Origin of the sequence: Clostridium felsineum DSM 794 (genome assembly GCF_002006355.2) — a bacterium.
Lineage (GTDB): Bacteria > Bacillota > Clostridia > Clostridiales > Clostridiaceae > Clostridium_S > Clostridium_S felsineum.
Genome location: NZ_CP096980.1, coordinates 3,224,752 through 3,249,892, shown reverse-complemented (window position 1 = coordinate 3,249,892; position 25,141 = coordinate 3,224,752). Strand labels below are relative to the sequence as shown.

Sequence of the window (25,141 nt, the reverse complement as noted above, 5' to 3'; positions counted from 1 at the left end):
AAATGTGTACGAACATATTTTGGGGAGATGGTATTATGAAAGATAATAGAGAAAATATAGTTTTTGCTTTTCTAAAGGAAAATTGTGAAAGGCAAAAACGTGAGGGAAAAGCATTAGGATGTACCACAGAATACATATCCAAAGCTTTAAATATGCAAAGGACATATGTAAGTTCACTATTAAATAGTATGTACAAAAATGATAAGGTAATAAAACTTAAGCACAAACCTGTAATTTATATTGTTAAGAGCGATGATAACGTTATCAAAAAACAAAAAGGAAGTTTATTGCTTAATTTCAAGGGACTTATAGGAAGTGATAAAAGTCTTAAAAAATGTGTACAGCAAGCAAAAGCAGCTATGCTTTACCCACCTAGTGGGCTTCATACTCTTCTTTTAGGAGGTACAGGGGTTGGAAAAACTATGTTTGCAGAGTGTATGTATAAATTTGCAGTGGAAGATGGAATTTTAAATTATGACGCTCCTTTTATATCTTTTAACTGCGCTGATTTTGCCAATAATACTCAGCTTTTAATGTCACAGCTTTTTGGTTATAAGAAAGGGGCTTTTACAGGAGCTAATGAGGATAAAAGTGGTATTGTTAAGGAAGCCAATTTTGGAATATTATTTTTAGATGAAGTACATAGGCTTCCGCCAGAGGGTCAGGAGATGCTTTTTTATATAATAGATAAAGGTGAATTTAAGCCTTTAGGAGAGGTTAAAAAAAGTGAGAAAGTAAATTTACTCATAATATGTGCAACTACAGAAAGTGTTGAAGATTTTCTTTTGCCTACGCTTTTAAGAAGAATTCCTATGATAATAACACTGCCTTACTTAAAAGAGAGAACGCTTACAGAAAGATTTGAATTAATAGGGGAGTTTTTCAAAGTTGAATCTACAAGAATTAATAAGGAAATATCAGTAACACCAGAAATAATTAAATCGCTGCTGCTCTATAATTGCGTGGGAAATATTGGACAACTTAAAAATGATATACAATTAGGCTGTGCAAACGCCTTTTTAAGATGTGTATCAAAAGGAAGTAAGAAAATACAGGTGGATATATCAGATTTTAATCAATATGTTAAACGTGGAATATTAAACTATAAAAAACATAAAGAAAACATAGATAATTTAATTAATGAAAATATAAGATATGTGTATACACCAAGAGGAGTGGAAAAACTAGTAGAAAAGGGCGAATATGGTGTTACAAGCAGCTTTTACGAAGAAATAGAAAAAAGGATTGCGGAATTAAAAAAGAGGGGAATAAGCGAAAAAGATATACAGATGCTAATGAGTATAGATGTAGATAACTATTTTAAAAGATACATATATAAAATAGACAGTACTATAAATAGAGAAGAATTATCTAAGGTTGTAGACAAAGGTGTTATTTCTTTAGTAGAAAACTTTTTAGATTATGCAACAAAAGAACTTAACAGACTGTTCTCGCAGAAGGTATTTTATGGATTAAGTATGCATCTTTCCTCATCTTTTGAAAGGATACGACACGGTAAGAGAATAATAAATTATAAACTTAAAGAAATAATAGAAAATCATCCGGATGAGTATGCAGTAAGTATGAGATTTGCAACTATGCTTGAAAAGGAAAAAGGAATAAAGCTTCCTTTAGATGAAGTAGGATTTTTAGCAATGTTCATATTAAGTGACATAATAAGTCAGGATAAGAAAGAAAACAATCCTGTGGTTTTAATAGCTATGCATGGTGTTAGTACAGCATCTTCTATGGCAGATGTTGTTAATAAACTAGTAGGAGAAAATAATACATATGCTTATGATATGCCCTTAAGTAAGTCTACAGATACTGCTTATTATGAGCTTAAAGAGCTAATTTTGGATATAGACCAAGGAAGTGGAATACTTCTTCTTGTGGATATGGGATCTTTAGGTATGTTCGGAGAAATGATAAGTGAGGAAACGGGGATTAAGATAAAAGTTATAGATATGGCTACTACAGTTATAGGACTAGAGTGTTCAAGGAAAGCTGTGCTTGAAAGTAATATAGATGTTATTTTTGATGAGGTGGTTGATAAAATAGGGTACAGTATATATTATGAGAGAAAATCCTTTAATACTACTGAAATGAACATGAATAACGTGATAATAACTATGTGTATGACAGGAGAGGGAAGTGCCATAAAGCTAAGAAAAATGATTGAGGATAATATAAATTTTGAGAATAAAAATATAGAAGTTTTTCCTATGGCAATAGTAAATAAGGAGGACATGAATTTTAAGATTAACAAAATAGCAGAAGAAAAAAATATTCTTTGTATAGTAGGAACTGTTAATCCTGAGATATATGGAATTCCTTATATTTCTGTAAGTGAACTGTTTAGGGATAATAAATATAATAAGATACAGCTACTTGTAAACAGTGTTACTGCTAACAATAAAAAGGTTGATGTGTCAGATGAAGTGGTTATTTCTATGCTTGATAATTTAAAGGAAGACATAACGGCATATGATTTTAATAGATATGAGAGCTTAATTTTAATATTTATAAAAAATATTGAAAGAAGACTTAATATAACTTTAGAGGGTGATAAGAAGATAGGGTTGGCATTTCATATAGCTTGCGGTATAGAAAAGCTTAAGATGGGAGAAGAACTAAAAGAAAACAAAAATTCAGATAAGCTTATTGAAAAATATAAGGATGAAATAAAAATAATAAGTGAAGAAATGGTTCTTATAGAAGAGGCCTTTAAAGTGAAATTTTCATTAGGACAGGCTATATATATTATTATCTTAATAAATGGATTCACATTGTAAGAGGAAGTGTACAAAAAAGTATATCTGTAAAAATAAAAAAGCCATGTGTACAAAAAAAGATAGATGTGTACAATTAAATTTTAGTTGTGTACAAAATCTACGTAAAAGAACCTAGATAAACTAAGCTTTATTAAGTTGGCATGAGAATTGCTCTATAAAATAGTGTGAAACTTATATTACGAAAGGGGAAGTTATTATGAAAATTTCATTATTTTGCAGTGGGGGGTTTTCAACTAGTTTATTAGCTAAAAAAATGCAAAAAGCTTATGAGGAGAAGGGAATAACAGATAATGTTATCGAGGCCTTTGATTTTGCCATGATAGACGAAGTTGAGGAGGATGTAGATATTATAATGATTGGACCTCAAATTTCATGGGCATATGATCAAGTTAAGGAGAAATACCCAAATAAAAGGGTAATATTACTTACTATGGCTGAATTTGGGTCAATGAATGGCAACAAGATAATTGAAAAACTCGAAAACGAGTTATAGATATTAGGGGTGAAATGATATGGAAAGAGGTTACAATTTCGATAAATTTCAAAAAAAATTCACCATGATAGTAGGAAAAATAGCTGGCAATAAGTTGCTTTTGGCATTTAGGGATTCTTTTGTTCTTGTAGGATCAGTAATTATGATAGCTGGTTTTGCTACAATGATTAATAGTGTATTTCTAGATCCCAATGGAATTATATTTGGAAGTTCAGGATTAAATTTAGGTAAAATAATGTATGGAAGCGATAAGGCGTGGCAAGCTTCCGGATTTATGAATAATTTAAAGTATGTACAATCATTATTTTCATTTTTTGTACAAGGCGCAATGTCAATAAATACGCTGCTTATAGTAGTTGTATTTGCATATGTAATTTCTAAGAAGTTCTTTCCTAAAAATAGGGAGCATATAGTATCAGTGTTATATGCAATATCAGCTTATTTTATATGTTTACCTTGGAATTATACTGCCATAATAAATAAAAAAAATGTTCCTTTAAGTGGAATTATAAACCCTAATTTTTTAGGACCACAGGGAATGTTTGCAGGACTTCTTATAGCAGGCTCTGCTGTATATATATACAATAAGCTTTTGCAAAAGGATATATCTATAAAAATGCCTGATTCAGTACCACCAGCAGTTGCTAGAAGTTTTGAATCTTTAGTACCGGGTTTAATAACATTATCTATATTTATAATACTTACTACTTTAAGCAATAAGTTTTCAGGACTTTCTATGCCTGAGCTATTGTTAAAAGTACTTCAACAGCCAGCTATGGCAATATCAAGTACAGCAGCCTTTGCACTAGTTTCTCAAATAACCTGGCCACTATTTCAGTGGTTTGGAATTCATCCGACTTCTATATGGGGACCTATATTTGGAGTGACTTGGGGTATTGCAGATACTGAAAATATGATGGGAACAGCACATCATATGTATTCTACTTTATTTATGAACTTTTCCACTATTGCCTCTGGAACTTTTGCTTTAGCACCTGTTCTAGCCTTACTTTTATTCTCTAAATTAAAGCAAAATAAACAGGTTAGTAAAATAGCCCTAGCACCGGCTATATTTAACATAAGTGAACCGATAACCTTTGGACTTCCTATAATATTAAATCCCATATACTTCGTACCATTTGTAGTAGTACAACCACTTTGCTTTTATATAGCTGTATTCTTTACTAAAATAGGTTTTATACCTGTTGTAACCAATAATGTTCCTTGGACAGTACCTCCACTTATATCAGGAATTTTGTTTACAGGTACCTTTAAAGGAGCTTTAGTGCAGCTTATAAATCTAGTTATAGCTACATTAATATATTTGCCTTTTGTAAAAATTGCAGATGCAATGGAATTAAGGAAAGAGAAGAATAAAGAAGCGAAATAAAGGAGGACTCTAGTATGAATGAAAAAGATGCTGAAAGAGCAATGGAACTTATATATATAGCAGGAAATGCCAAATCGATTGCTATTCAGTCAATAATACTTGCGGAAGATGGAAAAATAAAAGAAGCAAAAGAAAAATTTAAAGAGGCTAAAGAGGAGCTTCATAAAGCCCACGATATACAAACCACGCTTTTAAATAAAGAAGTAAATGGTGAAGTTATAGAAAAAACCATACTTTTAATACATGCACAGGATCACTTTATGTCCGCTAGTACTGTAATAGAGCTTACAGAAAGATTTATAAGGATGTACGAAAGAAAATAATAATTTGTTATGAAAGTAGAGGTTTTGTAAATTGAAGTGTGAATTTAAAAAAGATTTTTTATGGGGAGCAGCTACCTCTGGACCTCAAGCTGAAGGTAGGTTTGAAAAGCATCATGACAGTGTATTCGATTACTGGTATGATATAGAACCAGAAGCTTTCTTTGATAGAGTTGGACCTAATGTTGCTTCGAATTTTTACAATAGTTATAAGAAAGATTTAGCAATGATGAAAAGTATAGGTTTTAATTCCTTTAGAACTTCGATTCAGTGGACTAGACTTATTAAGGATTTCGAAACTTTTGAGGTTTACCCTGAAGCAGTTAAGTTTTATAATAGTGTTATCGATGAATGTATAAAACTTGAAATGGAACCATTTATAAACTTACATCATTTTGATTTGCCAATAGAGCTTTATAAAAAGTATGGTGGATGGGAATCAAAACATGTTGTGGATTTATATGAGGGGTTTGCTTCAAAATGTTTTGAGCTTTTTTCAGATAGAGTAAAACATTGGATAACCTTTAATGAACCTATAGTTGTAGTTGAAGGTGAATATTTATGGAGATTTCACTATCCAAAGCTTGTAGATGGTAAAAAAGCTGTTCAAGTAGCTTACAATCTTAATTTAGCTTCTGCAAAAGCTATAAATGCTTTTAAGAAGAGAGGATACCATAAGGAAGGTGGAAAAATAGGAATTGTTTTGAATTTAACACCTTCTTATCCTAGAAGTAATAGTATGGAGGATAAGAAAGCAGCTGATTTTGCAGATATGTTTTATAATAGAATGTTTTTGGATACAGCAGTGAAGGGAAGCTTTCCCAAAGAACTTGTGGAAGTTTTAGATAAGGATAAGGTTCTATGGGATTCATCAGAAAAGGAGCTTGAAATAATTAAAGAAAATACAGTAGATTATTTAGGAATTAATTATTATCAACCTAGAAGAGTTAAAGAAAAAGAAAAATTATATGATATGCCTACTTGGATACCAGAAAAATATTTTGATAATTATATTATGCCTGGTAGAAGAATAAATAAACATAGAGGTTGGGAGATATATCCAAAGGCTATTTATGATATAGCTATTAATATAAGGGATAATTATAATAACATACCTTGGTATATTTCTGAAAATGGAATAGGAGTAGAGGGAGAAGAGAAGTTTAAAAATGAAGAGGGAGTAATTGAAGATGATTACAGAATAAATTTTATAAAGGAACACCTTAAGTTTTTAAATAAAGGAATAAAGGAAGGTTCTAATTGTTTTGGATATCACCTTTGGACCCCAATAGATTGTTGGTCATGGAGTAATGCCTACAAAAACAGATATGGATTTATAGCACTTGATTTAAAGACTCAAATAAAAACTATAAAGAAATCTGGTTACTGGTTTAAGAAGTTAACTGAAAATAGAGGTTTTTGATAAGTTAAAAGATTGGTGTAATTATTTGTAACCAATCTTTTATATTAATAAAATTAGGGAGATGATATTTATGAATTTACTTGCCTTTGATGTGGGAGGAACAAGTGTAAAATATGCTATTGTAGATAATAATGGGGAGATTTTAGAAAAGGGTAAATTTAAAACACCAAAGGAAGATATAGAGGAACTTATAAATAAACTAAAAGAAGTAAAGGGTGGATATGGGGGAAAATACCATATAGAGGGTATAGCAATGAGTATGCCGGGTTCAGTTAATAGTGAAACAGGAGTGATAGGTGGATACAGTGCAGTGCCTTGCATACATGGCTTTAACATAAAGAAAAAAATAAGTGAAGCACTTAACTTGCCTGTAACTATAGAAAATGATGCCAATTGTGCAGCGCTAGGAGAGGTATGGAAGGGAGCGGCAAAAGGTTTAAGGGATGTTCTTTTCATAATATGTGGATCAGGTATTGGAGGTGCAGTAGTCAAGGATAAAAAAATACATAAAGGAGCAAATCTTCATGGTGGAGAGTTTGGATATATGATTTTTTCAAAGAGTTGTGAGACGCTAAGTAAGGCTGCTTCAACTGTTGAAGTTGCAAAGAAAATTGCAAAAGAAAAAGGTATACCTTTAGATGAGTTTAATGGGGAAAAAGCCTTTAAGCTTATGGAAAATGGCGATGAAGTGGCTAAAAAGCACATTGAAGAAATGTATTACAATATAGCTACTGCCATATATAATCTTCAATACGCTTATGACGCCGAAATGGTGGTTATAGGTGGGGCTATAAGTGAAAGAGAAGATTTTATAGATAATATAGATAAAAATGTGGATGACATACTTAAAAAAGTTGAAATTGCAAAAATAAAACCAACAGTAAAAAAGTGTGAATTTGGAAATGATGCCAATATTATTGGTGCAGTTTATAATTTTCTGAATTCATAGAAAGGAGTATTATTTATGCAAGAAAAATTTAGATTAAATAGTATGTTTACAGATAACATGGTACTTCAAAGAGATTGTTCGTTAAATATATGGGGGGAAGCCCAAAGTGGCAGTAGGGTTGAAATTGAAATTGGAAATCAAATAAAAAGCACAGTGGCCCAAAATGGTAAGTTTTTAATAAAACTGGACCCATTAAAGTGTGGAGAAGCTTTGCATATGATAGTTATAAGTAACAATAGGGAAATAAGGTTAAATAATATAGTAGTTGGTGATGTGTTCATTGCAGCGGGACAATCTAATATGGAATATAGATTGAAGGATGATGAAGACGGAAGAGAAGAAATAGAGAAGGCTTACAATGAAAACATAAGATATTATAATGTACCTCAAATAGAGTATGAAGATAAAAGTAGGAGAATTCCTGATTTTAAGGATGGTGCTTGGCAGGTATGTTCAAAAGAAACATCAAAAGATTTCTCAGCTGTAGCACATTATTTTGCTAAAAGACTTTATAATGAAGTAAAAATTCCTATAGGAATAATAAATTGTAACAAGGGGGGAACTTCAGCTTCCTGTTGGATGAGTGAAAAATATTTAAGTTATGATAAGGAGATCAAAAAAGTATATTTAGAAGAGTATTTAAAAGCGGTAGAAGGCTTGACAGAGGAGGAGGAGGATAGAAAAAATAATGAATATATAAACACATTAGAAGCCTATAATAAAAAGATAGAAAAATATAAAAAAGATAATCCTCAGAAATCTATCAGTGAAGTTAAAAAATCAGTTGGACATACTCCTTGGCCACCTCCATTTGGAAAAAAATCTTATCTAAGGCCATCAGGGCTTTATAATACCATGTTAAAAAAAGTAATTCCATATAATATAAATGCTGTCCTTTGGTATCAAGGAGAAGAGGATACTCAAAATTGCACTTTATATGGTAAGCTTTTTAGAAGGCTTATAGAAAATTTTAGAGAAGACTTTGAGGATGATAAGCTTGAGTTTATATTTGTACAACTCCCTTATTATAATGATGATAAGAAAGGCAAAATGGAGAATAGTTGGGCAATATTGAGAGATGAGCAGCTTTCTGTTATGCGAAAAGTAGATAATGTAGATATGGTAGTAGCGCTTGATTGTGGAGAAGAGTTTAATATACATCCCACAAAAAAGAAGCCTGTAGGAGAAAGATTAGCACTTCTTGTGATTAATAAGCTTTACAAAAAAGATATTGCAGCACATTCTCCAATTTATAAATCCTTTGAAATAAAGGAAGATAAAGTGATCATAAATTTTGATTTTGTAAAAAAAGGAGAGCTTACAGTAAAAGATGGAGAAGCTTTAAAAGGTTTTGAAATATGTGGGGAGATGGAATTTGTTAAAGCTTCAGCCTATATAGAGGATGATAAAGTTGTGGTTTATAATAATGATATAAAGTGTCCTAAGGCAGTGAGATACGGTTGGAGAAATTATGATGAAGTGAATCTATACAATAAAGCAGGACTACCAGCAGGTCCTTTTAGAACAGATAGAGAATACTAGGTTTTTACTTTTTATGTAATTGGTGTTATAATAAGCCTCGTAAAATATAAGATTGAAATTTTATATAATTTGGAGGGTATAATGAGAATAAATAGTAAAGCGATTGTATTTGGAGTAATAGTAATAGTAGTGGCAGTAGGAATATATTTAAGTGAAAATATTATTGGAAGCCAATTTACAAATGGGTACTTATCAACAAAATCTGATAACAAAACGAGCTTTGTATACAATACCAACTACAAAAAGACCGGTAAAAGTGAAAGCTTTAATTTTGGTGGATTTGATGGTAAATGGTCATTGATAGAGATTAATGCTAAAAGTAAAGATAAGGTAACTTTACATGATAACACAAAAGTTACAAAGGGAAAGTTTTGCATAGTAGTACTTGATCCTAATTATAAAATTATAGGTAAAATCGAAGAGAAAAATAAAGAATCCGAAATTAGTTTTAAAACAGATGAAAAAGGGAAGTACATAATAAGAATAGTTGGAGAAAATGCAAGTGGTAAATTTGACATAAAAGTCAATTCACCTAAAGGAGAAATTACTCATAGAGATTTTATGTAAAATAAACTAATCCTATATGAATATATTGAATTCATATAGGATTTTTTTTTATTCCATGGTAATATATAAAATACAACTTTAAATGAATGGAGAGAAATTAACATTATGATTAACGATAAAATTATCGAAGAAACTATTGCAGAACTATTAGATGAAAATGATTTGGAAGTATATTATTGTTATGGAATTGTATTCGCAAGTCTAGGAAAAAAGATTTTATTTGGAGACTTTGCTATATTGGGTATGAAATATTATATTCTAACTTTTACTAATAATAAATTAATAATGACTAAAATGAGTATGGCAGGTAAGCTTAAAGAATCGAAAACTATTGAATATAAACATATAAAAGAAGTGAAAATATCCACTTGGATTGTTGGATTAGGAAAGAAGGTAACAATTAAATTTGATGATGCTTCGAAAGTGAAATTCAGTATTTATGGACGAGTTAGAGGAATAAAGAAGCAAGGAGAAAATTTAAAAAATATATGTAAAATTTTAATTGATAAATTTGGAAAGTAGAAGAAAGTTGAAGCATTTGACTTTCTTTTTTTATAGAAAACATTTTTAATTAAATACAAAATACACAAAAAAACATGGAAAAGTGATAGAAAATATGCTACCATATCCTACAGAATTAAAAACTAGGAGGAAAATAAATGAAAAAAAGAAGAATATTAAGCGGATTATTAGCAGTACTGATTATAGCAGTATTAAGCGGATGTAATAGAACAGCGGCTAAAGATGATAAAGCTTTGAGTTATTTAAAGAAAAAATATGGAACAGAATTTGTAATTGATGGATATCAAAATAGCGACAATGGAAAAGATGTTGAGCGTGCAAAAATGGTAGCACATGCTGTAAATAACAAAAATAAAGCTTTTACAGTTGAAAGAATTAAACTAGGAACATCTACAGAGATTACTTATGATGATGACTATTTTTGTAGATTAGTAGAACCCTTGTATGATCAAAAAATAAAAGACGATTTAAGTAAAGACTTTCCAGATGTTAAATTTGCAGTCCATGTTGCAGGGTTAAGCTTTCAAGAATTTGATAAGTATACAGATAAAAGTGATTACGATAGATTTATTAAAAATGATAGTATAAATAAGAGACTAGAAATAAGAGCTATTGTTAAATGTGATGATAACTTTAACAAAAATGTTATGGCTGAAAAGATAAATAGTTTAATGCAAAGATTAGTGGATGATCTTAAAAAGGAAGATTCAAAGGTATATGTTGATGCTGGATTCTACCTTGTAAAGTCTAATAATTATAATAAGGTAAGTCCAGAGTATATTTCTAATAGAGAAAGTAGACGAGTAATGGATTCCAAGTGGGGATATGAAAATAAGGATACAACAGAAAAATATGTAATTGGGTCATTTGGATTAACTTCAAGTGATAAATTTGATACCTCAGAGATTTTAAAACGCATGCAATACATAAGATAGCTAATTGTCTTTAGGAGAAACTTATGAAGGTTAATATGAGAGATATAAAGGATAATGACTATAATATGCTAACCATATTGTCTTATGTAGATTTGCCAAGTAGTATAAAAAGCTCTAATGGAATAGAAAATTATTATATAGGTGATATGGTGTCAGATTATCTTAAAGATGAAAAAAAACTCTTGAAATTAGAAGGCAGATGTAATATGTCTTATGATGAATGGAAGCACGTACTTCAAGCAATAAAGAGTTCAAATAAATTATGCAGTCTAAAAATAGTGTCATATACAAATCAAGATTCTACAAGTTATACAAATTTAAAACCTAAAGCAAATGGTCTAGTGGCTTATTGTTTTGAAACAAGTGATTATAAGGCTATAATCGACTATAGAGGAAGTGAAACCAGAGATAAAATAGGTGGAGAAGACTGGTATGATAATTTTTTATTGGCTTTTGAGATAGATACACCACAACAGAAAGCTGCGCTTGAATTTTTTCAGTGTGTAAAGAATAGATATGGTTATACTGAATTTTCTACTATAGGACATTCAAAGGGTGGTAACGATGCACAATATGTTGCAGTTAAAGTTGGACAAGATATAATAAAAAGAACAGTTACCTTTGATGCACCAGGTTTTAATTTTAAATTTATTGAAAGTAATAAAAGGAAAATTTGTGAGATAAGAAGTAAAATAATTGCATACATGAGCTATAGGGATTATGTTTCATCCGTTTTAAACAATATATCAGGTCATATAATAAGTTTAAAAACTGATAAAGTGAGTACTCTCAGAGATAATCATAAACCTAATATATTTCTCAAGCTTATATATAATGAATCTGGCGATGCGATAGGTTATAAAAATTTTAATAATTCATATGGTGGTGAAAAAAGTAAAGATATATTGTTTTCAGAAATTACGCTTCTTACTAATATTTTATCAGTTTATGAAGGAAAAAAAGAAGGAGCAGCATTTGCAGATGGTATATATAATATTTTACTTACAAAAAAGGATGGAAAAAGAAGAGAGAATTTTAAGCAGCTTTTTAAAGATAGAAGATTTTTATGTGCGGTAATTGTTACAATGAGAAATATAAAGAAGTATAAGGATATTATAGCTTATGATTATATCTTCAAAGAATTTAAATCTAGAGATAGTTTTTTGAAAAAATTAAAAAAACTAATTATGGCAGAAGAAGCTAATGATATTTGTATGCTTATTTGTGATTTATTGGAGAACTTGAGTGGTGGTATTTATTTATTGGAAGAAACGAAAGAAATACTTTGTAAGATGAAAAAAATAGTATCGGATAAGTTTGAATATCAGAACTATATATAGTGGATAAATTTAAAAGCACAGGTGAATACTGTGCTTTTAAATTTATAAAAAAATAATATTATTATAAAATCATTAATCTCGGAAATTTTATAAATTATATAAATATAAAATTTAATGAAAAATTCAAAAAAGTTTTATAAATTTATTAAACAGTAATAAAAAAAGTGGAAAAATGATATAAAAAGTAGTATTATATACATAAGACAAAAATAAAATAAATAATAATAAAATTATAATTTAAATATATTATTATATTTAAATTATGTGTTATCTGATAGGTTGTTTATTAAAAATGTACATAATAAAAAGTAATATTATGAAAACAAAGCTATTGAATGTGAATAAGGAAATTGTATTTTTGTATGAGCTTATTCCAATATTAGGCAGAAATTAGAAGATATACAATTAAAATTAAAAGAAAATAATAGAACATAATATATATGGTATATACTCCTTCGGTAGTTAAAAGGGTTGACAGGATTTTTGAAATATCTTGTACGGAGGAAAAATAAAATGGATAATAGGGAGATAAGATTAAACAGGATAAGTAAGTTAATGTACGATGAATTATATTTGCAGATGGAAAAGAAAATAAAGATGGATATTTTGAACGAGGATGCTATAGGGAAAATAGTAAATAAGCACTTGGATAATATAAGTAAAGAAAAGAAGGAACCAGAAGTTGCACCACAGGAATGGACATGTACACTGCAGGCAATAAGGGATTATAGATTTAATGAAAAAATGAAAAGAGCTAGAGGTATATTCTAAAAGCTTTTATGACTATGGATACAAAGGCAGTATACAGCCAAAGGACGAAAGATGAATTGAGGGGAAAGCTATGAAGATTAATGACAATACGCTTGAAGAGATATTATCACAATATTTAAACGAAAATGATTCGGTTTTATATTATTGTTATGGTATTATAAATGCGATAATAGGAAATATGATAACTGCGGATGACAAAAGTTATATAATGGGATTTACAGATAAGAAATTTATTATAGTTAAGTTAAATGCTTCACAGGAGCCTATAAAAGCCATAACAGTTGATTACAAGAAAATAAAATATGTTAAAATTTCCAAATGGCTTTTAAATACAGGATTTACAATTAATGTTTATTTTAATGATGAATTTAAATTGGAACTTGAGCTTAAGAAGTATATACCAGGAATAAAAGAGCAGAAGAATAATGTAAATGATATTTGTGATATATTAAATAGAAGGTTTGCACAGTAATATAATTATAAAGGATGCTTTAATTGATAAGCATCCTTTTTTACGTACATTTTTAATTGAATTTTACTTTTTCGTAGAAAAGCAAACAAATAGATGATAAAATATGAAATGAATTAAAGTAAAAACACATTTTGGAGGAAAAATGAAGAAAAAGGCAAAAACAATATTTGCAGCATTTTTAGTTATAATGTTTATAATTTTGATAATATCAGTAGCTACTCAATATAAGAATTATAAAATTGTTAAACACGAAGAAGATAAGTATGCATTATATTTAAAGATTAAAAACTATAGAACAAGCTATAGAGGAATAACAGTATACCCTAGAAATGATCAAAGCAAAATTTTTTATGCAGAACAAAATGGCAAAAACTATAGAGATGGGTATGCTTATAGATTAGTAGAACCTCAGCTTAAAGAAAGAATAGAAGGAATAAAAAATAATGATTTTAAAAATTTAAAGTTCTCAGTTATGATATCTCATGATGAGGATGGTCTTTTATCTGTTACGAATTATAATTATAAGGGTATACCAGATTTAGAGGACTTTTTAAATAAAGAGAGTAAATCTTCAATTGAAATAAAAGCTTTTATAAATTATGGAGAAAAGCTTGATGAGGAAAAATTATCTGAGGAAATAAAAGATTTTGCATATATAATCATGGATAATAGATTCTCGAATAAGAATATAAATATATCTTTTATATTCTACCTTGTAAGTGAAAAGAATTATAAAAAAATCAAGCCCGAAAGATACAAATTTGATATGGTAAAGAAAAAGGAGGCAGAAAAATCAGTCTATATTAAATTTCAAAACTGGGAGGATTATAAAAATGGCATAAAAGTACAATTTACAGATTACTAGATATAAAGCATAAATGCTAGTACATTCTGACTTATAAAAGATTCTGAGGTCGAACCGCTTTTGCAGGAATATTTTATAACCCACAATGTAAGAATTTTAATGCATTATATGGATAGAAAGGATTTTTTGATTGAATAAACTAAGGAAAATATTGGGTACATGCATGATAGTAACTTTATTAATAATTCTGTGCAGTTGTAATTCTGAATCAAAAGATGATATGAAAAGGGATTTTAAAGGGTATATGAAAAATGAGCACTCAATGAAGTTTGATATTAAAAGTATGTCTGTAGGATATAATCTATTTACTCATGGATTTAAGGGGAAAAGTGATAAATGTGTAATGTATCCTATAAACGAGCCTTCTAAAACCTTTATAGTATCTAGATCACATGATCTAATAGGAGTATCTAATGATTATGATGATGGATATTATGACTATTTATTAAGGCCACTAGTAAAGCAGAGGCTTAAAGGAATTATAAAAAATAAATTTAATGATTTTAAGTATGCAGTCAATATTAAAGCAAATTATCAAAGCTCTGATAAAAGTGATTTTAATATTAATAGTATTTTAAAGCAGAAGGGTGATTTCACAATCATTTTATATATTTTGGTGGATGATAATAATATATCAGATAAAAATCAAATAGCTTCTAGGATGTATGAGTTTATGAATGAAATAGAAAAATCTAATTTAATATCAAATAGTAAAGAACAGGTTAATGTGGAATCATATTTTTATTTTGTAAATAATAAATTTTTTAGTCAGGAAAAGGTTAAGGATCTAGAAGAAACTTATGATTATAATCAAGATAGAGATGATGTTGAAAAGAAAATACTTTTTTCAAATAAAGTGGAGACAAGTATAGTTAATAGAAAATATTATGATACTGTAGATGAAATTTTAGAAAAGTTAAATTTGTTACGATGATAAAAAGGAATATGATAAAGTTTACAGGATAAAATATAAAATATATGAAAACTTCTTAAGGGGGAGGAATTAAATGGGAAACAATGTAAAATCCAATGCTGAAAAGTTTTTAACGATATACAATGAAATAGATAGACACATGAGAAAAGCACTTGATGAAAATGAGAGAACTGGAAATGTAGATTTGATAAAGAAAATGGCTAAAAGGGATAAAGTATTTGATGAATATAAAGATGAACTGATGCTGTTTTCAAGACTTAGAAATGCAATAATTCATAATCCTTATAATGCAGATATAGATCCCATTGCAGAACCACATGACAAGATAATTGTAAAGTATTCTAAGATAAGAGATGAAATTTTAAATCCACCACTAGCTTTAGAAAGTATAGCTGTAAAAGGAAAAAATATTTATTTTATCACTCAAAACGAAAGTGTATTAGATGTGATGACAGTTATGAAGGACAATAATTATGCTAATGTACCAGTAGTAGATAGTTTAGGTATGTTAGTTGGAGTTTTTAGTAAGAACACGGTCTTTTCATATATGGTAGAAAATGAAGGTGTTCAAATAAAAAGAGATACTAAAATCAATGATTTTAAAGAATTTATACCAATTAATAAGCATGAAAATGAATTTTTTGCTTTTGTTTCAAGAAGAACTACGGCTGTGGAAGTTGAGGATATGTTTAAAAAAAGGCTTCAAGGTAAGAAAAAGCTTACACTTATATTTATCACAGAAACAGGAAAAGTAAGAGAAAAGGTTTTGGGAATCGTGACACCTTGGGATATAGCATTAAATTGAATTGATTTTAAGGCTAAAATATTGATTTAGCTTAAGTTTTCACTATAGTATTTCCCGAAGTTACACATTTCATTTAAAACTGGTTTCAAGTTTTCTCCAATACTAGTCAAACCATATTCAACCTTTGGAGGAACTTCAGCATAAACCTTTCTATAAATTATTTTAGCCACCTCTAATTCCCTGAGCTGCATGGTTAGGGTTTTTTGTGTTATATTTGGTAAGGATCTTTGAAGTTCATTAAAGCGTGTGATTTTTTTGGACAAAATCCATAGTATTGAGAGTTTCCACTTTCCACTAAGTATATTTATTGTTAGATCCATAGGACAATTGTTATCTAAATTAAAGGTCTTTGACATTTTATTCTCCAATCTTTCAGAAATTATATAATCAATAGTATCATTTTTGAAACTATATATCAAATTTGTGCGTACTTCAAGTCTTTAATATTAGGTGATATCCTTTTAATTAAAGGAGATGTTTAAATGTTAATAGATAGTCATGCACATGTAAATTTGCCAATTGAAAAACATATAGATTTAATGAACAGGGAAGGTATAAATAAAACTATATTATTTTCAACTACGGTTCATCCTGAAAATGCTAAAAATTTAGAAGAATTTAAAGGGGAAATGAATAAGCTGAATAAAATTATATCAGGAGAGACAAGTCCTATTGATGCAAAGATAGCTTCTATAAATGAATTGGTTAAAGTTATTCGTAAATATCCTTCAAGATTTTGTGGTGCTTCATCAGTTCCATTAGGTATGAATTATAAAGATACAACCTCATTTATAGAAAATTATATAATAAAAAATGAATTAGTTGGACTAGGCGAATTTACTATTCCAAATGGAGAGGTTTTTTTACTTAAAAATATATTTAAAGCTTCAAAAGAATTTTCTAATTTGCCAATTTGGATTCATTGTTTATTTCCACTGACTTTAAATGATATAAAAGAGATTATAAGACTTTATGATGAGTATCCAGATATTCCAGTAATTATTGGACATTTAGGTGGTGCCAATTGGATGGAGGTAATTGAAGCGATAAAGGAAAGAAAAAAATTATATATGGATTTGTCAGCCAGTTATACTGCAGTAGCTTTAAGTATGGCAATAAACGAAATACCAGATAAGTGTTTATTTAGTACTGATTTGCCTTATGGAAATTTAACTATAGATAAATTTTCAATTGAGCAACTATGCAATGACGAAACAGCAAGAAATAATATTCTGGGTGATAATGCACGTAAGCTTTTTAAAATATAGTATAAAGATTTCTATAGAGGTTATAAAACTAAAAGCTCTATAGAAATCTTTATTTAAATTATTTTGCGAGCATTTCCCCAAGTTCTTTAGCTCTTTTTAGTTCATCTTTGTTAGGAGCTTCATTTACAGTAAGGTCTCCAATTACATTAAAGCCATAATCCTTCATTAATTTTTTGAATTTTTCCATGAATTCGCCATTATCCCATCCATAGGAACCAAATAAAAGAACTGGTTTATTATTATTAAGAGTGAGTTCAAATTGTTTTAAAAATGGAGCAAGTTCTTCTTGATCTATATTATTATTGTTTTTTGAAGGACTTCCAAAAGCTACAGCATCAGCTAAAAGCACATCCTCTTTAGTTGCTTCAGAAACTAATTTTATAGTTACATCTGAACTAACACTTTTTGCACCTTCGTATATTTCGTTAGCTAAAACTTCCACATTTCCACCATTACTTGAATAAATTATAGAGATTTTTTTCATAGATAATTCCTCCTATATAATAACTATTATTATTTAACTGTTTTTATTAATTATACACTACTTTTTTATTTTATGCCATAGTTTGCTATAATATAATTTAAAAATAAAATTTTTGATAAATAAGTGTTGACTCTGTCCTAAAGGCAGGGGTTATATTTTTATTGAGGTGATTTTTTTGAATACAAAAAAAGTGTGTGAAAAACTAAAGATTTCCTACAAAGCACTTAGGGTATATGAAAAACTTAATATAGTAATTCCCCAAAGGGATAAAAATGACTACAGAAATTATAGTGATGATGATCTTTTAAAATTAAGACAGATTATTATATTAAAAAATGTAGGATTAGAATTAAAAAATATAAAAAGAATATTAGACAAAGGGACATATGAAAGTGATAAGATAATTCACACTCTATATCTGCAGTTAAAGGTTATAGAAGCTAAAAGAATACAATTAAGAAAGATGGAAAATGTACTCAAGGAAGGAATTAATGAAGCTTTAAACAAGAATATAGAGTATGGAAACTTTTTTGATAAAATAGATAACAGCATAAAGGAAAGTACAAAAAATGTGAGCACATGGATAGATAAGTGGGGATTTGACACATGGGCAAAAAGCTATGATGATTGTGTAAAAAAGGATGGAGCAGATACTCTTGGGCTATTTAGCAAATATGATTTTATACTTGAAAGTATAGTACGAAAAATAGGCGATAGGAGAAAAGTTATTGATATTGGATGTGGTACAGCCAATATAGTTAAAAAGTTAAATCAAAATGTTCAATATACAGGTATTGATCAAAGTATAGAAATGCTTATACTTGCTAAAGAAAAAAATAAAAATATAAAACTTAGATTAGGAAATTTTCTCGATAAACCTTTTATAGAAAATGAATTTGATGTTGTGATTTCTTCCTTTGCACTTCATCATCTAAAACCAGATGAAAAAAAAGTTGCAGTAAGAAATTTGCTTAGATATATTAAAAATAATGGAAAAATAGTCATTGCAGATTTAATGTTTTTAAATAAAGAAGAGAGAGAAAGAAAAAAGAAGTGGTTTATTTCCAATAAAAGAGAAAAAGAGTGGGGTGTAATAGAGGATGAATATTATACTGATATTGAAGAAATGAAGAATTATGTCGAATCACTAGAAAAAAAACTTATATATCAGCATGTAGTTAATTATACATTTATTATAGAAATATCATGATAAGTGATGGTTTAGATTGTATAAAATAAAAATGTTAACGTGTACAAAAAAAGCTTGAAAATTGTCGAAAATAGTATATAATAAAATTATAGGTTGGAAACGTTAACAAAAAATACTTCAAACGAAAGGAGAAATGTAAAAAGTAGAGAATGATGTTATTATGATCATATAATTCTGCATGTGAACAATTTGAAATTATACTTATTATTACTACTGCACCTACTGTTAACGTGTGCATTAATTATCGAGTAAAGAATTGCAATAAGAAATTTAGTCGTATATCAAATTAAAGTTGGAGGAAATAAATTATGATTAATAAAAGCAAGAAGTTGACTTTAAAAGAAAAGATATCATATGGACTTGGAGATTTAGGAAATGGTTTTATGTTTGATTTGGGTCAAGCATATCTTTTACAATTTTATACAGATGTTGTTGGAATAGCGGCAGCGGCAGCAGGGAGTATATTTCTTATTACTAAATTATTTGATGCATTTATGGATCCTTTAGCAGGAACTATAATAGATTCAAAAAAACCAGGTAAAAATGGTAAGTTTAAAGCTGTAATGCTTTTGTCAAGTATACTCTTAGCTATAATGACAGTTATAACCTTTACTAATCCTGGTAAGACACCAGGTTCAAAATTAGCATTTGCATATGTAACATATATGCTTTGGGGAGTTTTGTACTCATTTACTAATGTACCTTATGGGTCTCTTGGTTCAGTTATTACCCAAGATACACAGGATAGAACAGCATTATCTACATTTAGGCAATTGGGTTCATCTACTGCACTATTAATAACAGGTATAGTATTCATACCGCTTTTAGGCTTATTCGGAAATCCAAGAATAGCATATCCAATTGTTACTGCTATTATGTCAATTGTTGGAGTGGCAGCATTTTATACAACTTATAAAAATACAACAGAAATCATTGTTCATGATCCTAAAAAAGAAGAAAAAATCACATTACGTAAGGTAGCAAATGCAATATTTCACAATAGGGCATTACTTACATTAATTCTTATGACTGTATTCTCAATTTCAGCATATAATATAAAAACAGCTATGGTTGTATATTATTGCAAATACAATTTAGGAAATGCTAAGTTAGTATCTTATGTAAATTTCTTTACAATAGGATGTGCAGTAATAGGAGTTTCATTTCTTCCTAAATTGGTTAAATTATTTGGAAAAAAGAGAACAGCTGTTATAGCCTTTTCGTTAAGTAGTATTTCAGATGCGGTGAACTTTTTACTTCCAGGCACCCATTTCACTATATTTATAATACTTGCTAGTATATCATTTATGTCAATAAGCATAACCAATGGTGTTACATGGGCGTTTGTTTCGGATTCAATAGATTATGGTGAGTGGAAAAATGGTGAGAGAAGAGAAGGAATAACTTATTCAGTTTTTAATTTTTCAAGAAAGATAGCTCAATCTATAGCGGGTGCTGCTTCTGGTGTAGGATTAGCTTTTGTAGGATATATTGCTAACGCACACCAATCAGAACATACTTTGATTGGAATAAAAGGACTATTATTACTTTACCCTGCATGTGCAACAGCTGTAGCAGCACTTATAGTTGGAGTTTTGTATAATCTTTCAGATGCCAAATTCGCTACAATTATAGATGAATTATTTGAAAGAAATAGAAAGGCTTAATTATTAATAGATAGCTTGATTTTACTGGGGATATTTACATAAATAAAAATTAGCCGCTCCTAACGTAGGGAGCGGTTTTGTTATTAATTTTAATAAATTGTTATAAAATGCTCTAGCTATATGTCTGCCTTCCATAAACTATGAAGATTACAATAAGCGTAAATAGTTCCGTTAGTAACATTTTTGAAATGTGCTGTTGGTTTTTTATCTGGAGAAAGCTTTACCATTTCCATTCTATCTCCAGAAACTAAAACAATCCATTGAATAAAATGTTCAGGAGTCATTGGATGCTCTACAGATCCCACAGAAACATCAATATCACTACCGTTTTTAGTAATGTGAGGTACATGTTTTTCTTGAGCAGCATCAGTAGTATTTGCAGTTATTTTAGTCATTGGCTCAGAGCAGCAAGTTAAAGTTCCACCGCCTTCTTCAATTAGAAGAACTGCGTTGCCACATTTTTTGCATATATAGATTTCTAAATCGTTATTCATTTTAATACCTCCATAGTAGAATTAAATTTGGTTAACTTCTACAGGATTAATATGTCACAAAAATTACAAGGGTATACATAGTTAAAGCCTTTATAAACTATTCAGTATTTCATTTAAAGAGTTAGGTGATGAAAAGGTTTTTTTTGTATCAATTGCTTTTTTTAGTTTCATACCAAGATTTACATCACCTATAACAGCGGCAGCATCGAGTTTATCATCTTTTATACTGCAAAGGATGTATTTCATTTCATCTTGAAACCTAAAAATATTTGAGGATGAAATATGTTCTATATCTCCACAAGATATGATAGAAATACCAGAAACCTTTAATATAGGAGAAGGAACTATTTCAGTATAAGAAGCTTTTTCACCACAGGCATTTAAAGCAGCTATTTCTCCTTGTTTGTTTGCTATATTTATTAAACCAGGGTTTTTTCCGTTAAATTCAGCCACATCACCACAAGCATAAACATCAGGTATTGAGCTTTCCATGTGTTCATTTACAACAATACCACGATTTATAGATATATTAGTGTTTTTTAAAAAATTTAAATTTGGTTTAACACCAACAGTTGTAATAACACATGAACCTTCAATTAAATCACCCATAGTTTCAAAGTTAGAATTATTATATATTTTTATGCCTATTTTATCTAGTTTATCTTTCAAAAATAATCCTCCGATTTTATCGAGCTGTCTTTCTAGAGGATATTCTAATATTATTCCGATTGAAGCCTCAATTCCTGAGGTAATAAGTGCATGAGCAAGTTCAATACCTAATATGCCTCCGCCTACTATAAAAGCCCTTCCTTTATTTTTGGACATTTCTTTTATTTTTAAAGCATCATCGTAAGAGTATAAACTTAAAACCTCACTTGCATGTGGAATTTTGATTTTATTTGGAGTAGAACCGCTTGAAATGATAAGTTTTTCATATTTTATTTTTTCACCAGAATTTAAAGTTACTAATTTATTATCTGTGTCTACATTATTTGCTATTACAGAGGTAATAATGTCTATATTATTTTCTTTATACCAATCACTGTTTTTTATTAATATATTATCGATAGATTTATTATTTGCTATCACTTCATTAAGACGTGTTCTATAATATGGCAAATAGCTTTCATTGTTTAACATAGTCATATTATTAGCTTTACCTAAAGCAGTTTTTGCAGCAGAGAAACCAGCAGGACCAGAGCCTATAATTAAAATTTGTACGCTTTTCATATAAATCATCTCCATAATCATGTTCTTTATAAGTATTATTGTATCTGAAATCTTGTTTTTTATAGATATAATACGAAAATACTTTTTACATTAATTATATGCTAGTAGAGGCAATTAATAAATTAAAATTAAATATTGTAACAGTAATTTAAAAATATAAATATTATATTAGTGAGACTAATTATTAAGAAGAGGCGATTTAGATGGCATCTTTTACTAAAAAAATTTCCAATATCATAAAAGTAGAGGACAATGGAGAGAGAAGTTTGATAGTAGATAGCCAAGTTGAAAATTCAAAAGTTTATTCTAAAAATATTGCTAATGAGGGAATATATATCTATGGACATTACAATATATATTTATTATATAAAAAATTTGGGTATAAAAATGAAGTTTATAATTATAAGGGTAGACTTATAACTAGAGATTTATGTGTTGTAATTCCAGAGGAAGACATATTAGGGAATAAAATAAACACGAATACCGTTGGTAATATTACAGGGCTTTCTTTTAAACCTTCTGTGAAAATAGTAGAGCCACAAGAAAGAAGACATAGAGACAGTATAAATATTGAAGTGTATGGTGAAATAAAATTTCAGTATTATATGAAGAAGGCTACTAAGATCAATAAAACAAAAACTATAGAAGGACAAGAAATTCTACAATTTGATAGTGGAAGATATTCGATTAATGAATTAATGGACATGGATTTGAAAAGATTAAAGGAAATTTATGAATCAATAAACTAGATAAGGAACAGAGTTTTAATTTTTATAACTCTGTTTCCTATTTAATAGGGACAAACTATAAATAAGAATTGTAACGTATACAATTCAAATCTATGAATCTATAACTTTTACTTGGATTTTAACTAATATTTTTTGTGATAGCTTATTATAAGTTATAGCCCAGGTTGGATAATTTTCGGGAATGGGATTTTTATCAAGTAAGTCTCTTTTTTCATTTTCTACATAAGCTGAAATAACTTCTACCTTTGATTTTTTGCTGAATTTAGAAGAAGAAATAACAGTTGATTTAATTTGAAAGTATATTCTAGTACTTAAAAAATTAATATTTCCACTTATGGTACTAGAGGAAGTGTTAGAAGCAGTTCTATAAGTTATAGTGTTGTCTACATATCCATCTAAAAGAATACTACCCTTCCAGTTTTCAGATACCTGTCTTACTGGTGAATCTATTTTGGCATCGGTTATTGTAACAATATTACTAGTATTATCAATGGCGAGTATTGGATAATTTGGCTTTTTCATGGTAAGAATATTAACTATTAATTTTTCGTATTCTCCATAATATATAGTATCAGAGGCTTGACTTATTTTACTTTCAATAGAATTTTTATTGCTATCCATACAAAACTCCTTAAAAAAATTGTATTCTGTATATTTTATATGAATAAAAATAGATTTATGTTAATAGAAAAAGAGAACTTTAGAGTCCTCTTTTTGAATGGTATTAGTGATGAAATAATCTAGTATTAGAAAATGCCATTACCATATTATAATTATCTGCGGCTTCTATTACTAAGTCATCACGTATAGAACCACCAGGTTGAACGATATATTTAACTCCACTTTTTGCTGCTCTATCAATGTTATCACTAAACGGAAAAAATGCATCTGAGGCAAGAGAAACATTTTTTAAATTAGAAAGCCATTTATTTTTTTCGTCTAAGGAAAGTTTTTTTGGTATATATTCTAAAACTCTATTCCAGTTGACAGTTTCTTCTTTAGTAATATCATCTCTAAGATATTGATCAATTAAGTTATCTCTGTCTGGTCTTGATACCCCTTCTTTAAAAGGAAGAGCTAAAACTAAAGGATGCTGTCTTAGGTACCAGATGTCAGCCTTTGAAGCTGCAAGCCTAGTACAATGAACCCTTGATTGTTGTCCAGCACCAACTCCTATAACCTGACCATCTAAAGAAAAGCAAACAGAATTTGATTGAGTATATTTTAAAGTTATCATAGAAATTATAAGATCACGTTTAGCTTCTTCTGAAAGATTCTTATTTTTAGTCACTATATTTTTTAGAAGTGTTTCATTAAGTGGGGTTGTATTTCTTTTTTGTTCAAAGGTTATACCATAAATTTCTCTTCTTTCAAGTGCATGTGGTTCATAATCGGCATCTATTTTTATTATGTTATATTTACCTCTTTTTTTTGATTTTAATATTTCTAAAGCTTCTTTATCATAATCAGGTGCTATTATTCCATCAGAAACAGATTTTTTTAGTATATTAGCTGTAGCTACATCTACTTTGTCACTTATAGCTACAAAATCACCATAGGAGGACATTCTATCGGCACCTCTTGCTCTTGAATATGCGATTGCAGGGGGAGTAAGATCGATATCTTCTACTAAATAAGTTTTTTTTAGAGTATCGCTTAGAGGGATTGCTACAGCTGCACCAGCAGGACTAACATGCTTAAAGGAAGCAGCGGAAGTTAAGCCAGTTTCTTTCTTTAACTCTTTTACAAGCTGCCAGGAATTAAGAGCATCCATAAAGTTTATGTAGCCTGGATTTCCATTTAAAACCTCAAGTGGTAGTGTGCCTTTATTAACATATATTCTAGCAGGATTTTGCTGTGGATTACAGCCATATTTTAATTCTATTTGTTGAACCTTCATTTTTATAAAACCTCCT

Annotated in this window: 26 protein-coding genes; 20 read left to right on the top strand and 6 right to left on the bottom strand. The window is 29.0% G+C overall.

What is annotated here, in order from left to right:
- The first annotated feature begins 35 nt into the window (after nucleotides 1-35).
- The 16 genes from CLFE_RS15450 (at nucleotide 36) to CLFE_RS15375 (ending at nucleotide 16,123) form a co-directional block, all read left to right on the top strand.
- A complete protein-coding gene (locus CLFE_RS15450; protein WP_169850893.1) occupies nucleotides 36-2,795 on the top strand; it encodes a sigma-54-dependent transcriptional regulator in 2,760 nt (919 codons plus the stop codon).
- A 196-nt stretch (nucleotides 2,796-2,991) separates the two neighbouring features.
- On the top strand, nucleotides 2,992-3,288 hold the full coding sequence (locus CLFE_RS15445) for a PTS sugar transporter subunit IIB (RefSeq protein ID WP_077892755.1): 297 nt from the start codon (nucleotides 2,992-2,994) through the stop codon (nucleotides 3,286-3,288).
- Between the two features lie 19 nt (nucleotides 3,289-3,307).
- Nucleotides 3,308-4,678, top strand: coding sequence for a PTS sugar transporter subunit IIC (locus CLFE_RS15440; RefSeq protein ID WP_077892756.1), 1,371 nt, complete (start codon nucleotides 3,308-3,310; stop codon nucleotides 4,676-4,678).
- Between the two features lie 14 nt (nucleotides 4,679-4,692).
- Nucleotides 4,693-5,001, top strand: coding sequence for a PTS lactose/cellobiose transporter subunit IIA (locus CLFE_RS15435; RefSeq protein ID WP_077892757.1), 309 nt, complete (start codon nucleotides 4,693-4,695; stop codon nucleotides 4,999-5,001).
- Nucleotides 5,002-5,032: 31 nt separating this feature from the next.
- Complete coding sequence (locus tag CLFE_RS15430) at nucleotides 5,033-6,421, top strand: glycoside hydrolase family 1 protein (RefSeq protein ID WP_077892758.1); 1,389 nt, start codon at nucleotides 5,033-5,035, stop codon at nucleotides 6,419-6,421.
- A gap of 70 nt (nucleotides 6,422-6,491) precedes the next feature.
- Nucleotides 6,492-7,370, top strand: a complete 879-nt coding sequence (locus tag CLFE_RS15425) for an ROK family protein (protein ID WP_077892759.1) — start codon at nucleotides 6,492-6,494, stop codon at nucleotides 7,368-7,370.
- Between the two features lie 15 nt (nucleotides 7,371-7,385).
- Nucleotides 7,386-8,912 carry a sialate O-acetylesterase gene (locus CLFE_RS15420; protein WP_077892760.1) on the top strand — a complete coding sequence of 509 codons (1,527 nt, stop codon included), beginning with the start codon at nucleotides 7,386-7,388 and terminating at the stop codon, nucleotides 8,910-8,912.
- 81 nt (nucleotides 8,913-8,993) lie between these two features.
- On the top strand, nucleotides 8,994-9,479 hold the full coding sequence (locus CLFE_RS15415; protein ID WP_077892761.1) for a hypothetical protein: 486 nt from the start codon (nucleotides 8,994-8,996) through the stop codon (nucleotides 9,477-9,479).
- A 105-nt stretch (nucleotides 9,480-9,584) separates the two neighbouring features.
- Nucleotides 9,585-10,001: a PH domain-containing protein gene (locus CLFE_RS15410; RefSeq protein ID WP_077892762.1), complete on the top strand. Its 417-nt coding sequence runs from the start codon at nucleotides 9,585-9,587 to the stop codon at nucleotides 9,999-10,001.
- A 137-nt stretch (nucleotides 10,002-10,138) separates the two neighbouring features.
- Nucleotides 10,139-10,936: a hypothetical protein gene (locus CLFE_RS15405; protein WP_077892763.1), complete on the top strand. Its 798-nt coding sequence runs from the start codon at nucleotides 10,139-10,141 to the stop codon at nucleotides 10,934-10,936.
- Between the two features lie 23 nt (nucleotides 10,937-10,959).
- A complete protein-coding gene (locus CLFE_RS15400) occupies nucleotides 10,960-12,276 on the top strand; it encodes an Mbeg1-like protein (RefSeq protein ID WP_077892764.1) in 1,317 nt (438 codons plus the stop codon).
- 513 nt (nucleotides 12,277-12,789) lie between these two features.
- Complete coding sequence (locus CLFE_RS15395) at nucleotides 12,790-13,047, top strand: hypothetical protein (protein WP_077833071.1); 258 nt, start codon at nucleotides 12,790-12,792, stop codon at nucleotides 13,045-13,047.
- A gap of 70 nt (nucleotides 13,048-13,117) precedes the next feature.
- Nucleotides 13,118-13,519 carry a PH domain-containing protein gene (locus CLFE_RS15390; protein WP_077833070.1) on the top strand — a complete coding sequence of 134 codons (402 nt, stop codon included), beginning with the start codon at nucleotides 13,118-13,120 and terminating at the stop codon, nucleotides 13,517-13,519.
- 142 nt (nucleotides 13,520-13,661) lie between these two features.
- Nucleotides 13,662-14,384 carry a hypothetical protein gene (locus tag CLFE_RS15385; RefSeq protein WP_077892765.1) on the top strand — a complete coding sequence of 241 codons (723 nt, stop codon included), beginning with the start codon at nucleotides 13,662-13,664 and terminating at the stop codon, nucleotides 14,382-14,384.
- Nucleotides 14,385-14,547: 163 nt separating this feature from the next.
- Nucleotides 14,548-15,318, top strand: a complete 771-nt coding sequence (locus CLFE_RS15380; protein ID WP_077892766.1) for a hypothetical protein — start codon at nucleotides 14,548-14,550, stop codon at nucleotides 15,316-15,318.
- A 73-nt stretch (nucleotides 15,319-15,391) separates the two neighbouring features.
- Entirely contained in the window at nucleotides 15,392-16,123 is a 732-nt protein-coding gene (locus CLFE_RS15375; RefSeq protein WP_077833067.1) for a CBS domain-containing protein, read from the top strand.
- Nucleotides 16,124-16,149: 26 nt separating this feature from the next.
- Here CLFE_RS15375 and CLFE_RS15370 read toward each other — a convergent pair whose 3' ends face one another.
- Nucleotides 16,150-16,479, bottom strand: a complete 330-nt coding sequence (locus CLFE_RS15370; RefSeq protein ID WP_077833066.1) for a winged helix-turn-helix transcriptional regulator — start codon at nucleotides 16,477-16,479, stop codon at nucleotides 16,150-16,152.
- 126 nt (nucleotides 16,480-16,605) lie between these two features.
- On the opposite strand from CLFE_RS15370, the gene CLFE_RS15365 reads away from it, so the two are divergent.
- Nucleotides 16,606-17,391 carry an amidohydrolase family protein gene (locus CLFE_RS15365; protein WP_077892767.1) on the top strand — a complete coding sequence of 262 codons (786 nt, stop codon included), beginning with the start codon at nucleotides 16,606-16,608 and terminating at the stop codon, nucleotides 17,389-17,391.
- 58 nt (nucleotides 17,392-17,449) lie between these two features.
- Here the strand turns inward: CLFE_RS15365 and CLFE_RS15360 are convergent, their stop codons facing one another.
- Nucleotides 17,450-17,875, bottom strand: a complete 426-nt coding sequence (locus tag CLFE_RS15360; RefSeq protein ID WP_077833064.1) for a flavodoxin — start codon at nucleotides 17,873-17,875, stop codon at nucleotides 17,450-17,452.
- A gap of 166 nt (nucleotides 17,876-18,041) precedes the next feature.
- Between CLFE_RS15360 and CLFE_RS15355 the strand changes: the two genes are divergently transcribed.
- Nucleotides 18,042-19,085 (top strand): MerR family transcriptional regulator, encoded by a 1,044-nt coding sequence (locus CLFE_RS15355; RefSeq protein WP_242951942.1) that lies wholly within the window; start codon nucleotides 18,042-18,044, stop codon nucleotides 19,083-19,085.
- Nucleotides 19,086-19,393: 308 nt separating this feature from the next.
- Nucleotides 19,394-20,752: a glycoside-pentoside-hexuronide (GPH):cation symporter gene (locus CLFE_RS15350; RefSeq protein WP_077892768.1), complete on the top strand. Its 1,359-nt coding sequence runs from the start codon at nucleotides 19,394-19,396 to the stop codon at nucleotides 20,750-20,752.
- Nucleotides 20,753-20,868: 116 nt separating this feature from the next.
- On the opposite strand, the gene CLFE_RS15345 is transcribed toward CLFE_RS15350, so the two are convergent.
- Nucleotides 20,869-21,246: a desulfoferrodoxin family protein gene (locus CLFE_RS15345; RefSeq protein WP_077833062.1), complete on the bottom strand. Its 378-nt coding sequence runs from the start codon at nucleotides 21,244-21,246 to the stop codon at nucleotides 20,869-20,871.
- Nucleotides 21,247-21,336: 90 nt separating this feature from the next.
- On the bottom strand, nucleotides 21,337-22,476 hold the full coding sequence (nroR, locus tag CLFE_RS15340; RefSeq protein WP_077892769.1) for an NADH-rubredoxin oxidoreductase NroR: 1,140 nt from the start codon (nucleotides 22,474-22,476) through the stop codon (nucleotides 21,337-21,339).
- Between the two features lie 203 nt (nucleotides 22,477-22,679).
- On the opposite strand from nroR, the gene CLFE_RS15335 reads away from it, so the two are divergent.
- Nucleotides 22,680-23,225: a hypothetical protein gene (locus tag CLFE_RS15335; protein WP_077833060.1), complete on the top strand. Its 546-nt coding sequence runs from the start codon at nucleotides 22,680-22,682 to the stop codon at nucleotides 23,223-23,225.
- Between the two features lie 90 nt (nucleotides 23,226-23,315).
- On the opposite strand, the gene CLFE_RS15330 is transcribed toward CLFE_RS15335, so the two are convergent.
- Complete coding sequence (locus CLFE_RS15330; RefSeq protein ID WP_077833059.1) at nucleotides 23,316-23,846, bottom strand: hypothetical protein; 531 nt, start codon at nucleotides 23,844-23,846, stop codon at nucleotides 23,316-23,318.
- Nucleotides 23,847-23,949: 103 nt separating this feature from the next.
- Entirely contained in the window at nucleotides 23,950-25,125 is a 1,176-nt protein-coding gene (locus CLFE_RS15325; RefSeq protein ID WP_077892770.1) for a phosphoribosylaminoimidazolecarboxamide formyltransferase, read from the bottom strand.
- Nucleotides 25,126-25,141 lie beyond the last annotated feature (16 nt).